Genomic DNA, 15,000 nt, shown 5'->3' on the forward strand with positions numbered 1-15,000 from the left:
TGGTTTATCGACTATTGACCGCAAAATTACATGACTAAAAAAAGATACTTCTTCCTTATCCTTATATTAGGTTCGCTAACAGCGCTGGCGCCATTTTCAATAGATATGTATTTGCCGGCTTTTGATACCATTGCCGCGTATTTACATACCAGCCCTGAGCAGATGACGCTGACGATGTCGAGCTTTTTTATCGGTATATCGGCTGGTCAGCTATTATATGGGCCGTTACTTGACAGGTTTGGACGCAAACGCCCCCTTTATTTCGGACTCGTTTTATACATCGTTGCTTCGGTAGGATGTTTTTTTTCGACATCACTACCGATGCTTGTGGGAATGCGCTTTTTTGAGGCCATCGGAGGCTGTGCTGCAACCGTAGCAGCAATGACCATGGTGCGCGATCTATTCCCGGTAAAAGATAATGCCAAGGTATTTGCCCTGCTTATACTGGTGTTGGGCGCCTCGCCCATGCTTGCACCAACCGCGGGCACCGCTATAGTTAACCATTTTGAATGGCAGGCGATATTTTTAGTACTTACTGTGATTGCTGTACTGATATTTATTGCCGTGTTTTTCTTCCTGCCCGAGAGTTACAAACCCGATCCTACTTATTCGCTTAAGCCTGTACCCATAATCACTAACTTTTGGGCTGTTATAAAAGAGCCTCAATTTTTTACTTACGCAGTAAGCGGCGCTTTTATATTCGCCGGTTTGTTTACCTATGTAGCATCGTCATCGCTTGTTTTTATCGGTATTTTTAAGGTAAGCAAAGGTGCGTTCGGATGGGTTTTTGGCGGCCTATCTATTGGCTTTATTGGAGCAAGCCAGGTAAACAGCCTGTTGGTTAGGTATTATAAAAGCGAGCGAATTATAAATGTTACCGTGGTTTGCCTGGTTCTAATTTCGGCGATATTTTTAACCGGATCGTTAAATGGCTGGTTTGGTATGGCTGGTACAATAGTTATGATATTTGGTGTTTTGTGCTGTGTAGGCATTTCAAGCCCGAATGCATCTGCCTTGTCGTTGGCGCCATTTACCAAAAACGCAGGCTCGGCATCGGCTTTAATGGGCGCGCTGCAAATGGCGATAGGTGCGCTTGCATCATACGGCATCACACTTATTCAAAACCAGGGCACGTTGCCAATGGCCGGTGTAATGGCAGCATCCTCGGTTGTGGCTTTTGTAGTATTATTTGTAGGAAAGCGGTTTATTAAGAATAAGGTGGAAGCAGTGGCCGGTGCGGCAGTGGCGGCGCATTGAAAGTTTTTCGAAGGAAGAGGCCTGCGAGTCTGAGCCTGTCGAAGACTCGCGTGGACAGACCTTCGCCCGCTATGGTTCGACAGGCTCACCATGACAACCCTTTTTACAACTCAACATTGCCACCGATCTAAGATCTGCCCCCCATCTGCACATCTGAAATTTGAAATCTGCACATCTGCCTACATCAGCACCTCATCAATTATCCCAAATTCTTTGGCTTCGGCGGCTATCATCCAATAGTCCCTGTCAGATACCTGGTAAACTTTTTCGTAAGGCTGGCCGCTGTGTTTAGCAACTATTTCATACAATTCCTGTTTCATTAGCAATATCTGTTGTGCTGCTATCTGGATATCTGATGCCATGCCCTGCGCCCCTCCTGATGGTTGATGCAGCATTACGCGCGAATGTTTTAAGGCAGCCCTTTTGCCGGCCGCGCCGCCGCATAACAATATCGCGCCCATGGATAAGGCAATGCCTGTACAAATGGTAGCCACATCAGGGCTGATGAAGTGCATGGTGTCGTAAATACCCAGGCCGGCGTATACCGAGCCACCGGGCGAGTTAATGTACATCTGGATATCCTTTTTAGCATCGGTAGACTGCAGAAAAAGCAGTTGCGCCTGGATAATGTTGGCTACGTTATCGTCAACGGCCTGGCCCATAAAAATGATGCGGTCCATCATGAGGCGCGAGAATACGTCCATCTGGGCTACGCGCATTTCGCGCTCTTCTGTAATATAGGGCGTCATGGCCGTTGGCAAGGCGCTTTTTTCGACTCCTGAGATGTAGCTGTCTACCAGCGAACCGGCAATAGCATGGTGCATGACCGCGTATTTGCGGAATTCCTGTTTATCAATATTCATGGTTTGAAGTAGTGAGTGGTGAGTAGTGAGTTTTAAGTCATAAGTCCTGTTTTTTGTCTATCAAGACTCCGGGCTTAAGACTTAGAATTTCCGACTTAAAACTTAAAAAATAACCGGGTTATTTTCTGTTTGAAACTCAGATGTTCGGGCTGGTTGAATAGTTGCTCATGAGCCGCCTCTATCTCTTGTTTTAATTGTTTGCGGCTGTATTGCTGTACCAGGCTATATACTTGTTTTTGGGCAGATACATCAACATGCAGGCTATCATCCAGCAACAGCATGGCTTCAAACAGTAAAGCATCCGTGGGCTTTTGGCTGCCAAGCAGGTGTGCTTCTATCCGGGCTACGTTATTTAAGGAAGTCCTCATAGGTTAGTGCTTTTTGTTTAACTGTTTCCCTTACTTTTTCTATGCACTTATATTTTTGCACGGTTGCCGAACGTACACCCGAGAAGCCAAATGTTTCGGCAACCTGGGTCATCGGCAGTTTGTCGTAATAAAACGAGCGGAGCAGTTCCATACAGCGCTTGCCGGCAGATTCCAAAAAGTAGAGCAGTTTGTTACCATCTGGTAAACTGATGTTTTCTTCCGCAGTGTTAACTATAAGAGCTTCATTTAACGGCGAGGTTTGGCCGCCTTCTTTATAACGTTTTATCCACAGATACCGGGCGGTACCGTAAATATAAGCTCCGTCGCTATTGTTAACCGATAACCCGACCTCTGCTGTTTTTTCGTAATAGCTTAATAAGGCATCCTGGAAAACATCTTTAGCCTCATCAAATGAGCCCCCGCAGCGGGCCACGTACTTTGCCACAGCAGGGAATACCTGTTTATATAGCCCTACAAAAAGCTCCTGCCTTTGCTGCGCCTGCTCCTGTAATTTAACTGTATCCATTGTTTACTGTTTATTACTATGTGCAAGTTAGGGAAGATATATCACCTTTTTTGAAGAAAAATTTTTGAATAAAGATTCAATGATTTTCAGGTATTCCGAACCTCCCGCACACAAGCCGAACCACGCCTCTCGCCACAGGCAACTGACCTCAGAATTTACTCGCCCTTAACGCAGTTACCTTTGATCCATCAACACCGATAGTTTCAAAAATTATCTTGTTTTCCGTAAGTTCCGATACGGTGAAAACATAGCTGCGTGTTTTACCATCTTCTAATTTTTCGGTCATGTTCATGTTGCCGCCATTAAGCGTAAAGGTGCCATGCGCTAAAAACTTACCACCCCACACAATCAAAAACTTCATTTCGGGCGTAAATTGAATGTATGGTGCCACTTCATCCAAATCGGCCTTTTTCATCGTATCCGGAGGGCTGGCATTGGGGTGCTCTACCTTTACATATTTCCATTTACCGGTAAGGGTGGTAACCGAAACCGACGGCTTGCACGCGGTGATGAACAGCAATATAACAGCAAACAATAAAAAGCTATGTTTAATCATGATGGGGGATAATTGTTTGCCTAAGCTATAAAATTGCTTCCAAAATAAACAGAAAATTATTTGCCCTTCGCTTGTTTTTTCATTCGTTCTTCGGCTTTTTTTACCTCGTCCTTTTCGCTCATAGGGAAGTCGGTTTTCAATTCTTCGCCCGCAGGTTTAGCAGCGTTGACTTCAGCCTTTTTGCGTCCGGTTTTGCTATATGATGATGTTGCCATGATAGTGAGGTTTTAGTAACGTTACTATCTTAACTCATGGAGATTGAAATTTGTTTACAATTATTTAAAGTATCACGGGGATATTCGCTTGATAACCTGACAAGTAAAATGTATTATTATAACATGAAACCAGACATAGAAACAATTACTGTAGACGAGTTGAAAACTCATTTTGCGGAGATATTAAAGAAAGTTAAAGATGGACTGAGTTTTGCAATTGCCGATAGAAATAACACGCAAATTATTGGCTATTTCCTTTCTGCATCGCAATTTATCAAGCCAAAACGTAAGCTGGGGATATCAGAAGGTATCGCAACCGTCAATTTTAAGGCGGGTTTTAAAATGACCGCTGAGGAATTGATTAGATAGGGAAATCCTGCCAAATCCGAAATCGAACATCCGAATTCCCAAATCCAAAAATATTTTTTAAAATTGTTGTAACAACCTATAACCGTAACTGTCTAAATGACACTAAATAGCCAAGGACTCCCTTCCAAAAGGTATGCTAATTAGTATTGTGAGGGCCCGCACCTTAAGGGTTCCGTTAAAAAAATCAAAAAAAAATTAAATTCTAAATCTTAAAAAAATGGACAAATCAATTGTTATGCTTTTTTATGCCGTGCCCGTAATTTTATTATTGGTGCTGTACAAATTTGTTTTACGCGTATTCTTTGGGATGGTGATCGTCCCTGACGACCGTATTGGCCTGGTGGTTAAAAAGTTTACTCTATCGGGTAAGTCGCGGTTGCCCGATGGCAGGATTATTGCCACTAATGGCGAGGCCGGTATGCAGGCCAAAGCGCTTGCGCCGGGCTTGTACTGGGGTATGTGGCCCTGGCAGTATGGTATTACCATGGAGCCCTTTACCATTATTGAGCAAAACAAACTCGGGCTGGTAAAAGCAAAGGACGGTGCATCCTTTGATACAGGCCGTGTGCTGGGTAAACCGGTAAACTGTGATAAGTTCCAGGATGCTATTGCATTCCTTGACAACAATGGCCAAAAAGGCCCGCAGGCGGCTTTCCTTACGCCGGGTAGTTACCGTATCAATACTTTCTTGTTCGAGATCGTAACGGTGCCTATTACCCAGATACAGGAAAACAAAGTAGGTATTATTACCACGCTGGATGGTGAGCCCCTGGCAAAAGGCGAGATTGCCGGTTACTCGGTTGATGGACATAAAAACTACCAGGACCCAATAGCGTTCATTAATGCAGGCGGCCGCAAGGGCTTGCAGGAGGATGTTATCCTGGCCGGTACTTATTACCTTAACCCCTGGTTTGTAATTGTAGAGCAGGTAGATATGATATACATACCCATTGGTTATGTAGGCGTTGTTAACTCCTTTGTAGGCCCCGAAGGTAAGGATACCAGCGGTGATGCCTTTAAACATGGTAATATTGTAAAACGTAACGAAAAAGGCGTTTGGGACGAACCGCTTGACCCTGGTAAACATCCGGTGAACATTTATACCCATGCGGTTGAAATTGTGCCTACCACCAACATCGTGCTAAACTGGGCCGATAGCCGTACCGAAGCACATGAGCTTGATAAAAACCTGTGTACTATTACGGTAAGGTCATCAGATGGTTTTACATTCAACCTGGATGTGTCACAAATTATACACGTTCCGCGTAACGAAGCGCCAAAAGTGATAGCCCGTTTTGGTAAAATGAAAAACCTGGTATCGCAGGTATTGGAGCCTACCATTGCCAACTATTTCCGTAACTCGGCCCAACGGAGTGATGTTATCGGCTTTTTAGCCAACCGTATTGAAAGGCAAAACGATGCTAAAGAACACATAAGCACCGTGTTGCAAAGTTACAATGTAATAGGTGTAGATACCCTGATTGGCGATATAGTGCCACCAGCTGCTTTGATGAAAACCTTAACCGACCGTAAAATAGCCGAACAGGAAAAAGTAACTTACGAAATACAACGCCACGCGCAAATTGAACGTAAGGAATTTGAAAGCGCCCGTGCCGGTGCCGATATGCAGCCAGAGGTTGTAAAATCGACCCGCCAGGTTGAGATAAATACACAGATGGCTGCGTCAAGAGTTGCTGCATCGCGTGGTGAGGCCGAAGCCAAAACCATTAACGCCAAAGCGGATGCCGAAGTTAGGATCACGATTGCCAAGGCCGATGCCGAAGCCAAAACCGTGAACGCCAAAGCTGATGCAAACGCCACCGAAGTGAATGGTTTGGCCGAAGGTGCTAAAATTAAAGCCATAGGTATGGCCGAAGCCGAAGTTACCAAACAAAAAACCGAAGCCATGGGTACCGAGCAATATGCCATTGTGCGTGTAGCCGAAGCCCTTGCCAGCAATGGTATTAAACTGGTACCAGAAATAATGGTAAGCGGCAAAGAAGGCGGTGGCAACGGTATTATAGATGCCTTAATTGGCAGCGAAATGCTTAAAAAACTGCAAAAAGCCAATGAAGAAGGCGGAGCAGTGAGTGGCGGAAAAGTGAGTGGTGAGTAGTGAGTGGTTGGTAAACCGGCATGTCGCTTCAAAAGCCTACTGTGTGTGACATATCTTTTTAATATGAATGTCATTTCGATAGCGCTTGAGTGGGAAAAAGCGGGGCGCGAAAGAGAAATCTTGTACGCCCCGCATTCCGATATGTTTGTGTTGATGCAAATCGTTAAAGATTTCTCCTCACCCTGCTGTTTAAATCCACCTCCGGTTCGTTCGAAATGACATCGGTTTATTAATAATAAGAATCTGAAAGATGTGTACACACAGTAGCTTCAAGGGCTAAGAAATTTAAATCAACATCCATGTAAACACAAATGGCGCACCCTTCGATGCGCCATTTGTGTTTAATTCCACCAAACTAAATAACTTTCATCACCTGCAATGCTAAAAAGCCAATTGCCGCAACTATGGTTAACACCATGGTTAGTATGCCGGTTTTCATTTTGGCACGGATTCCGGGCAGACAGACTATTACAGATATCAGTACAAAAAAACCGATAACAATGGCGTTACGGATAACTTCGTCTGTTGATATGATATCGGTATAACGGTCGTTTAATTTAATATCAAGGTCCTTTTTTAAAAAAAAGGCCTGTTTGAGCGCGTTATACATTACGGCCCATGACAGCATTATCCATCCTAATTGTTTTCTCAAACCAAAACCAATGGCACCCAATGGCAACATTAAATAAGGTATTACTACAAACAAAAAAGACGGGCGGTACGAGCTGGATTCGGTAATCATGCGTAAAACGGCGGTGTCGCCCTGGGCAAGCGTAATAAAATACACGGCTAAAACGGTTAACGAAACGATGCCGATTACCCGTTTTGCCGAAAAGAACTGCTGATTTAAGGGGGCTTTTTTTGCTTGCTCAGGCTTTGGCAAATTTAGCTCCTGTGTTTGTTTGGTAACTTTACGCTTCAGGTAAAGGTTAAATTCGTCATTTACTTCTTTAAACTGTTCGGGGGGCAAGTCCCTGCGCTGAAGTTCGATGTACGCCGTTTCGACAGCAAGAGGCTGAAAGTTTCTTGAATTGCGGATAATCGCGATAAGTTCTGAGCTTGCAAGTCGTTCGTACTTGTACTCAAATGAGTTAGCATTAATAAGCTGGTCCATAATAAAGGTAAGGAGGTCAAATATATTACATTAGCCAACATCATCATATACCAGCAAGTTGGTATTATTTTTTCACTTGTTTAAGCTCGGTTTTCAACTCTTGTATTTGTTGTTGTGCCTGCCTGTTCTCCAAATAAAAATAAATAGCGCAGCCTAAAAATATCTTGCCCAATACAAAAACTGCTGCAAAAACCCATTTCCAGTTTTTGTGTATTTTTATGTGACTCGATTCGGCTTCTACTTCTATATAATGATGTTTGTTGTTGTAATTTTTGTTGCCATCGAATTTCTCTTCACTACTTTGCCTGGCGTATTTTTCGGGTTGGGTGGCTTCGCGTAAAATAATATCGCTTATTTCCTGCTCTATTTTATTCCAGGTATCAGCCGGAGGCGTAATGGCCATGTTTTGAGCTATACGCTCCATATCCAGTTCCAGTTGTAGCAAGGCTTCATTAACCTCGGGGAACATGGCTTTCATGTACATCAGTTCCTTAACCTCATCGTCAGATGCAGCACCCATTACAAAGGTTTCCAGTATTCCGCTCTCTATGTAATCCTCAATCCTCATTTACTGTTCCTGATAATCGTAAAACACTCCTTCAATATTTTTCTGATGTCGTTTTCAGTCTTGTTTAATTCTGCTGCAACTTTACCAATCGTTTTGCCATGCCAGTGCAACCCACAAAAAACAAATTGTTGTTGGGTATCCATCTGTTGGATAAACTTATTTTTACCTGTAAACGGCTGCTGGTGTTGGCTGCCACCAATGTTACATTCCCCGATACTTAAAAAAAAATCTGCCAGCTTTTTACGGGCCATCAGCTGCAGGCGGCAAAACGCATTTACACCCGGTTTATAAAATTCGTCAATCTGGCTTTGGGCATCGGTAAAAACAGCAATGAGGTATTGCTCGGCTTCCGATCGGTTTTTTACAACCTCAAATATATAGCCCAATAGCATGGCTGCGTAGTTATTATACAGATTATGAACAGCTAATGACTTGCCCTCAGCAAAGGTTCCGGAAGTTTGTAACTGCGTATTCAAAATCAAAGTAAAGAGGGACTTGGTTTAAAAACTGGAATCAAATATAATTACTTTTTTAAATTAAAAGTTAGTTTAAAAATTATCTTTTTTCAATAAAATGACTTTTAAGTATCTGAGGTATACGTATTTATAGTTAAATGTTAATTTTAGTTAAAATGCAATTTCGTTGCAGTTACAGATAGGATTTATGCTTATTTTTAAACATGCTTAAACATCTACTTTTATTACTACTGGGCGGCGTAATTCCGGCATTGGCCATTGGGCAAACTATTCAAACCGGGGTTGTATTTGAAAATAAAACGCGTGTAACGCTACAAGGCATCAGAATTGAAAACCAGGCCACTCATAAAGTTTTCATAACAGATACAGGCGGCTCATTTACCATCGGAGGTAAAATGGGAGAGGTGTTGGTATTCAGCGGCAGTTTTTACCGGGCAGATACCGTGCTATTAACCGACAATAAACCAATGGAAATTTTCCTGGTACCGGAACATAATATGCTTAAACAGGTTGATGTTACTGCAACCGAAGCCAAGCACACAGGCTCGTTCCAGTCGCCAGATTATCATAATCAAACGGTGGTTTACCAGCCCGATGAAAAATATCCTCAATATTATAAAGGGGGCGTTGCTATAAGATTACACTATTTTAAAAAGGACGAAAAACGAAAAGCTAAACAAGCCGCCTTTTTAAAAAACCAACAGCAACAGGATGAAATAGCAAAGGTTTTTAATGCCGAAAATATGGCCAAGTACCTGCCCCTAAAGGGAAAGGATATGGATGATTTTCTGATCCTGTATACCCCGTCAACAAAATACTATTTTAGTGCTGCTTTTAACCTTGTTAGTTATCTGGATACCAGTTACAAAGCGTTTTTAAAGATTCCGGCAGATAAAAGAAATACCAACCTGAGCACTTCGACACCCGTTTTAGGAAAGCAATAAGTTTAACTTACAGGTTTCTGTACATGATATAGGTATCTACAAAGCCCAGTTGACGGTGCCTGAACCCGCCGGGAGTAGTTCCAATGATGGCGAAACCGTGTTTTTGCCAAAGCTTAACAGCTTTTTGGTTAGTTGAAACCACAAAGTTAAATTGCATGCCCCGGTAACCTTGTTCTTTAGCTATGTCGATAGAGTGCAGGCATAACAAACTGCCAATGCCTTTGCCGCGGGTATCCGGATGAACCATGTAGCCACAATTGGCAATGTGGCTGCCCAGGCCCGGCTGGTTGGGTTTTAATATATAGGTGCCCAATATTTTGCCATCTTCTTCGGCAACAAAAGTTTCAATAGCGTTGCCAAACCAATATTTGTCTAAATCGGCCTTCGGGGTTTCCGGGTCAAAAGCATAAGTATCGCCGCTTTGTATAACGTTCGAGAATATTTCCCAAATTGAGTTGTAATCCTGTTTTGTAGCCGGCCTTATTTGCATGGGGATAAACGTTGGTAGTTGTGATGCTTATTACGATGGCAAAAGTGCACTATTAGCCATTCAGATAAAAAAATAAAGGCAGATAATTTTGCAGCGTGCTGTAACAAGGGGGCAAAATTGCCGTCTGTTTCACAATATAATTTATCGACAGCTTTATGCAAACAGAAACCGGTATCCCTGCGTCAGCAAATAGCAACAGCCCCAAAATAGGCTATGTAGATAATTTAAAGGTAGTGCTTACCGTATTGGTGATCATGCATCATGCATTTATTACGTATGGAGCGCCCGGAGGCTGGTATCTTACCGAAAAGACCACGCTTAAGGCTGCACTTATCCCCATGACTTTGTTTGTAGCCACCAACCAGGCGTTTTTCATGGGCTTCTTCTTTTTCCTTTCGGCATACTTTACTGAGTCGTCATATAATAAAAAGGGCGCTCTGAAGTTTTTGGGCGATAGATTGAAACGTCTTGGTATCCCGCTGATATTTTATTCGTTTATACTTTCGCCGGTTTTAAGTTACCTTGTTTATAGATTTGCCCAGGGGAATAACATTACCTATCTGCAATTTTTGGGCGGCTTTCATCCCTGGATAAATTTTGGGGTGCTGTGGTTTGTGGCGGCTTTATTGTTATTCAGCGTGTTGTATGTAGTAGTAAGATTGTGGTTTGATAAAAAGCCAGGTATAGTAAAACCAATGCCACCGGGTGGCTGGAAGATTATTTTATTTACCACGGTGCTGGCACTTGCCAGCTACTTTGTGCGATGGCTTTTTCCCGTCGGCTGGATCTTGAAACCGGTTGGTTTTCAGTTGGGGCATTTTGCGCAGTATGTGGCTTTATTTGCTTTGGGTATTATAGCTTCAAGGGGGAGATGGCTTAATAATGTAAATTATCAATTGGGTAAAAGTTTTGCCATAATGGCGTTGGTCATGATAGTAGTATTATTTCCGGTATTGTACGCCGTGGTAACTATCAGCAAAAGCCCTATCGAAACCCTCAATGGGCATGGCAACTGGCAGTCATTAATGTATGCCTTTTGGGAACAATTTATAGGTATTTTTTTCATCGTTGCCCTGTTGGGTATAGCCCGCCAAAGATGGAACAATCAATCCGCTTTTTTTAAAAAGCTCTCGCGCTTAACTTTTTGCGTTTATATTTTTCACCCGCTGGTATTGATCTCGTTATCGGTGTTGCTGAAACCATGGGCTGTCGATCCTGCCTTTAAATTGTTAGTTGTTGCACCTGGCGCTGTTGTTGGTTCATTTTTGCTGGCGGCTGTGTTAGTTAAGGTGCCGGGAGTGAAGGCCATTGTATAAACAGATTTAACGTCAAACTGTCAAGTTAAAATGACTTTTGACGAATTCGATTCAACGGGCAGATAAAGATTGCTTTTTGCTGCTACAGCAATTACCAGCCGGTAATATTTTATAGATGGAATGGTATTTGTATCGTTAAACCAAATTGTAAATAAACTGCCGTGAAAGACGAAAACATAAAAACAGCCGCCCGGTTATTATTAGGGGCCGGTTTAATATTTGCCGGCATCAGCCATCTTACATTTGCCCGTAAAGATTTTAAGGCGCAAGTACCCGATTGGGTGCCATTAAACATAGACGATACCGTGGTATACTCCGGCATTGCCGAAATAACATTAGGAAGTGCATTGGTGCTGGCCCCCGAAAAATACAAGGCAACTACAGGTAAAATAGCGGCCGCCTTTTTTACCGCTATATTCCCCGGTAATATCTCGCAATATGTAAACAAACGAAGCGCCTTTGGATTAGATACTGATGGTAAACGGTTTATAAGGCTGTTTTTTCAGCCGGTGCTGGTGTATTGGGCGCTTAAAAGTACCGGTAATATCAAATAGATTATAACGTGTCGCCCGAGTTGAAACAAATATGTTTCAATATAATCGATACTGAAGTTGTTACCTTAATTTGGCGACGAAATTTTTTCGTCGCCAAATTAAGGTAGTTATTTTATATTTCTTTTTTTTCTTCCGCTTCTTTAGGTTCTTCCCGTTCAACAGTAATGGTACACTCGCCAACTAACGCGGCTACTGCGCCAACTGCCGCCAATACAGGTGCCAGGAAAATGCCCACAAGGCCTACTGCCAAAGGGAAAGTCATCAGTTCTTTGCCTGAATGATCGGTTATGGTTATTTTTCTGATGTTGCCTTCGGCAATCAGGTCTTTTACTTTTTTAAGCAGGATGTCTCCGTTTATAGAGAACGATTCTTTTGTGGCCATGATAGGTGTTATTAATGGGTTAATTTTTAATAATAATTCGGCAAAACTCGCAGGTTGCAGTAATTTGTATTAATATACCTATGACTCTAACCAGCTCATTTTGTTACCAATAAAATATAATTAAACAATCAAAGCCCTGGATACGCCCGGCGACGCCCCCGTGTGTTTCTTGAAAAAGTTGGTAAAATAGGCAGGTTCTTCAAAGCCAAGGCCATTGGCAATTTGGGCGATGGTCCAGTCGGTGTGCTTCAGCAGGGCATGGGCTTCTTTCAAAATCCTGTCGCTAATGTGATGGGTAGTTGTTTTGCCGGTTATCTCTTTTACAGATCGGTTTAAATGATTTACATGCACGGCCAGGTTTTGGGCAAAATCGTTGGCTGTTTTCAGTTTAAGGTACTGCCCCGGCGAATCAATAGGAAACTGGCGCTCCAGGTGCTCCAGGAATAAGCTGGTTATCCTTGCAGCCCCACTGATGTTTTTTTCGGCAGTTTGTGGTGGCTGTATCTTCAAAGCTTCATGCAGCATAATTTGAAGGTAGCTGCGCAATAAATCGTATTTATTTGGATAGTCGGAATCCATCTCCTGCATCATTTTGTTAAGTACAGCCGATAGAAAGGCAAGTTGCGCATCGTCCAAAAAAAGAATGTGGTTGGTATCGGGCCTAAACAACGGGAAATTTCGGATGGCATGTTGATGCTCGTGCGATTCGATAAAGGCCTCGGTAAACAGGCAAAACCAGCCTGTTTGCTCCAGGGAGTTTTGCTCCCATGACGATGGTACCAACGGTCCTGAAAATACCAGTGCCGGTTTGTCAATAATAACATGGTTATCGGTGTAATGCATAATGCCGGTGCCTATTACCAGGGCTATCTTATAAAAATCCCGCCGCCCAAACGGAGATCGTTTAACGCAGCCCCTGCGCAAAAAAACGTTGAAATGCCCCTGCCCGGCATTGTTCATGCTAAAAGGGTTGTTGGTTCCGTCGGGGTGGCGCTGGTAAAATTCCTGCAGGGTTTCTGTAAGCATATGTAAAGCTAAAGCGTTGCCTTTATTATTGCAAATTTCTGTTTGATTTTTATAGCTTACATGGTTTTCTATTTGTGCTTGTTTTGTCAATTTAAAGTAAGATTGTTTGTGTTTAGCTATAAATGGATTCGGTGTGTATTTGAATTTTATAATTATCTGATTGAATTCTATAAGCCCGTTTTTGCAAGCTGCATCTACTTTTGTTTCAAAAAAAATGACGTATGGAAACCGGTTTCAGAAAATGGATCATCGTTATCACCATTATCACATCAACAATCATCGAACTTATTGATTCGACTATTGTGAACGTATCAATTAATACCATGAGCGGTAACCTTGGCTCCACCCTTGAGGATACCGCATGGGTTATCACCTCCTATGCTATCGCCAACGTTATTATCATTCCCATGACCAGTTTCCTGGCGCAAACATTTGGCCGTAAACAGTACTATATCGGGTCGATACTGTTGTTTACGGCTGCATCGGTTATGTGCGGTTTCTCTACCAACTTATGGGAGTTGGTTATCTTTAGGTTTTTGCAGGGCATAGGTGGCGGGGCGTTGCTATCTACCTCGCAATCTATCCTGTTTGATACTTTCTCTGTTAAAGACAGGCCTATCGCCAGCGGTATTTTTAGCCTGGGTATTATTATCGGTCCTTCTATAGGCCCGGTGCTGGGTGGTTTTATTGTTGATAATTACCAATGGCAGTGGATTTTTTATGTTAACATCCCAATAGGTCTGGCGGCAGCATTCCTATCCTATATTTTCATCAAGGAAACGCCCAGGCCGGCCGTTCAAAAGGCTATCGACTGGTGGGGCATTATATTATTGGTAATTGGCATCGGCGCTTTACAGGTAGTTTTAGAGCGAGGCCAAACCGACGATTGGTTTGCCGCCAACTATATCATCGCCTTAAGCGTTATTGCCTTTATTAGCCTGTTCCTGCTAATATGGCGGCAGCTGGTTATCGATAACCCGGTTATTAACCTCCGGGTGCTTAAAAGCAGTACGCTTGCTATTTCGGCCGTCATGACATTTGTGCTGGGCTTTGGACTGCTAAGTGCCCTATTTGTTTTTCCGTTGTATACACAGCGCATTATTGGCTATACTGCTTTCCAGACCGGTACCATCCTGTTGCCGGGAACGTTAATGGCTGCCATGATCTCGCCTTTTTTAGGTAAGATGATCCAGAGCGGCATCCGGCCGCAGTATTTGATTATTTGCGGGTTTGGGTTAACTGCTGCGTTTGGCTACCTCATGTCGCGCAATAGCCTGCAATCCGGCGACGCCAATTTCCTGCTGCCGCTTATTTTCAGGGGCCTGGGTGCTGCTTTACTGATTGTACCGCTTACCGCCCTGGCAGTGTCGGAGCTTAAACCTGCCGACATACCCCAGGGGGCTGCTTTAAATAACATGATGCGGCAAATGGGCGGTTCTTTTGGCATCGCCCTCACCAATACCTATATTGCCCACCGCGAAGCCGCCAACCGGATGGCCCTGATAACCCACGTAACCGCTGCCGACGATTTAACTATACACCGGCAACAATCATACATCAGCAATTTTATGGCGCATGGTGCCAACTACCTGCACGCCCTTGCCCAATCTATTGAGGCCCTTGAAAGGCTGGTGGTAAGGCAAACCTTCTTGCTGAGCTATATGGACGCGTTTTTGCTGCTGGCCATTTTAAATGCCTGCTGTATTCCGCTGGTTATCCTCACTATCAAAAAAAAGCAACAGGTTAAAGTTGGGAAAGTAGAAATTCCCGATGCGCACTGAAACGGACCTCTTTCAACCCCCTGTACTTCATGTCTTTATTAGGTTTTGCAAATGCACTGTCATTAAACTATCTTAGGCC

General features: G+C 43.3%; 18 protein-coding genes. 7 read left to right on the forward strand and 11 right to left on the reverse strand.

Annotated elements, in window-relative coordinates:
• Positions 1-30 precede the first annotated feature (30 nt).
• Positions 31-1,257 carry a multidrug effflux MFS transporter gene (locus tag AC1DV1_RS04410; RefSeq protein WP_477355838.1) on the forward strand — a complete coding sequence of 409 codons (1,227 nt, stop codon included), beginning with the start codon at positions 31-33 and terminating at the stop codon, positions 1,255-1,257.
• A gap of 179 nt (positions 1,258-1,436) precedes the next feature.
• Here AC1DV1_RS04410 and AC1DV1_RS04415 read toward each other — a convergent pair whose 3' ends face one another.
• The 5 genes from AC1DV1_RS04415 to AC1DV1_RS04435 form a co-directional block, all read right to left on the reverse strand.
• Complete coding sequence (locus AC1DV1_RS04415; RefSeq protein WP_477355841.1) at positions 1,437-2,120, reverse strand: ClpP family protease; 684 nt, start codon at positions 2,118-2,120, stop codon at positions 1,437-1,439.
• Positions 2,121-2,215: 95 nt separating this feature from the next.
• Complete coding sequence (locus tag AC1DV1_RS04420) at positions 2,216-2,488, reverse strand: hypothetical protein (protein WP_477355844.1); 273 nt, start codon at positions 2,486-2,488, stop codon at positions 2,216-2,218.
• A complete protein-coding gene (locus AC1DV1_RS04425) occupies positions 2,469-3,014 on the reverse strand; it encodes an RNA polymerase sigma factor (RefSeq protein ID WP_477355847.1) in 546 nt (181 codons plus the stop codon). Before AC1DV1_RS04425 ends, AC1DV1_RS04420 begins: the two co-directional genes overlap by 20 nt.
• 148 nt (positions 3,015-3,162) lie before the next feature.
• Positions 3,163-3,570, reverse strand: a complete 408-nt coding sequence (locus AC1DV1_RS04430; protein WP_477355850.1) for a lipocalin family protein — start codon at positions 3,568-3,570, stop codon at positions 3,163-3,165.
• A 56-nt stretch (positions 3,571-3,626) separates the two neighbouring features.
• Positions 3,627-3,785, reverse strand: coding sequence for a hypothetical protein (locus AC1DV1_RS04435; protein ID WP_477355853.1), 159 nt, complete (start codon positions 3,783-3,785; stop codon positions 3,627-3,629).
• A 36-nt stretch (positions 3,786-3,821) separates the two neighbouring features.
• Here AC1DV1_RS04435 and AC1DV1_RS04440 point away from each other — a divergent pair, with 36 nt between their 5' ends.
• Positions 3,822-4,154 carry a hypothetical protein gene (locus AC1DV1_RS04440; protein WP_477355856.1) on the forward strand — a complete coding sequence of 111 codons (333 nt, stop codon included), beginning with the start codon at positions 3,822-3,824 and terminating at the stop codon, positions 4,152-4,154.
• A gap of 217 nt (positions 4,155-4,371) precedes the next feature.
• Positions 4,372-6,270: an SPFH domain-containing protein gene (locus tag AC1DV1_RS04445; protein WP_477355859.1), complete on the forward strand. Its 1,899-nt coding sequence runs from the start codon at positions 4,372-4,374 to the stop codon at positions 6,268-6,270.
• Between the two features lie 355 nt (positions 6,271-6,625).
• On the opposite strand, the gene AC1DV1_RS04450 is transcribed toward AC1DV1_RS04445, so the two are convergent.
• The 3 genes from AC1DV1_RS04450 to AC1DV1_RS04460 form a co-directional block, all read right to left on the reverse strand.
• Positions 6,626-7,384 carry a hypothetical protein gene (locus AC1DV1_RS04450; protein ID WP_477355862.1) on the reverse strand — a complete coding sequence of 253 codons (759 nt, stop codon included), beginning with the start codon at positions 7,382-7,384 and terminating at the stop codon, positions 6,626-6,628.
• A gap of 64 nt (positions 7,385-7,448) precedes the next feature.
• On the reverse strand, positions 7,449-7,952 hold the full coding sequence (locus tag AC1DV1_RS04455; RefSeq protein WP_477355865.1) for a hypothetical protein: 504 nt from the start codon (positions 7,950-7,952) through the stop codon (positions 7,449-7,451).
• The gene (locus tag AC1DV1_RS04460) at positions 7,949-8,428 is read right to left on the reverse strand and encodes a hypothetical protein (protein ID WP_477355868.1); all 480 of its coding nucleotides are present in this window, start codon (positions 8,426-8,428) and stop codon (positions 7,949-7,951) included. Before AC1DV1_RS04460 ends, AC1DV1_RS04455 begins: the two co-directional genes overlap by 4 nt.
• 203 nt (positions 8,429-8,631) lie before the next feature.
• Here AC1DV1_RS04460 and AC1DV1_RS04465 point away from each other — a divergent pair, with 203 nt between their 5' ends.
• A complete protein-coding gene (locus AC1DV1_RS04465; RefSeq protein WP_477355871.1) occupies positions 8,632-9,372 on the forward strand; it encodes a hypothetical protein in 741 nt (246 codons plus the stop codon).
• A 7-nt stretch (positions 9,373-9,379) separates the two neighbouring features.
• Here the strand turns inward: AC1DV1_RS04465 and AC1DV1_RS04470 are convergent, their stop codons facing one another.
• Complete coding sequence (locus tag AC1DV1_RS04470) at positions 9,380-9,862, reverse strand: N-acetyltransferase family protein (RefSeq protein ID WP_477355874.1); 483 nt, start codon at positions 9,860-9,862, stop codon at positions 9,380-9,382.
• Between the two features lie 155 nt (positions 9,863-10,017).
• Between AC1DV1_RS04470 and AC1DV1_RS04475 the strand changes: the two genes are divergently transcribed.
• Together AC1DV1_RS04475 and AC1DV1_RS04480 are read left to right on the forward strand one after the other, a co-directional pair.
• On the forward strand, positions 10,018-11,178 hold the full coding sequence (locus AC1DV1_RS04475) for an acyltransferase family protein (RefSeq protein ID WP_477355877.1): 1,161 nt from the start codon (positions 10,018-10,020) through the stop codon (positions 11,176-11,178).
• A 161-nt stretch (positions 11,179-11,339) separates the two neighbouring features.
• Positions 11,340-11,732, forward strand: coding sequence for a DoxX family protein (locus AC1DV1_RS04480; protein WP_477355880.1), 393 nt, complete (start codon positions 11,340-11,342; stop codon positions 11,730-11,732).
• Positions 11,733-11,844: 112 nt separating this feature from the next.
• Here the strand turns inward: AC1DV1_RS04480 and AC1DV1_RS04485 are convergent, their stop codons facing one another.
• Positions 11,845-12,114 (reverse strand): DUF4342 domain-containing protein, encoded by a 270-nt coding sequence (locus AC1DV1_RS04485; protein ID WP_477355883.1) that lies wholly within the window; start codon positions 12,112-12,114, stop codon positions 11,845-11,847.
• Between the two features lie 120 nt (positions 12,115-12,234).
• Positions 12,235-13,230 carry a helix-turn-helix domain-containing protein gene (locus AC1DV1_RS04490; RefSeq protein ID WP_477355886.1) on the reverse strand — a complete coding sequence of 332 codons (996 nt, stop codon included), beginning with the start codon at positions 13,228-13,230 and terminating at the stop codon, positions 12,235-12,237.
• Positions 13,231-13,361: 131 nt separating this feature from the next.
• Between AC1DV1_RS04490 and AC1DV1_RS04495 the strand changes: the two genes are divergently transcribed.
• Positions 13,362-14,921 (forward strand): DHA2 family efflux MFS transporter permease subunit, encoded by a 1,560-nt coding sequence (locus tag AC1DV1_RS04495; RefSeq protein WP_477355889.1) that lies wholly within the window; start codon positions 13,362-13,364, stop codon positions 14,919-14,921.
• Positions 14,922-15,000 lie beyond the last annotated feature (79 nt).

The organism is Mucilaginibacter sp. P4_D1 (assembly GCF_056401935.1).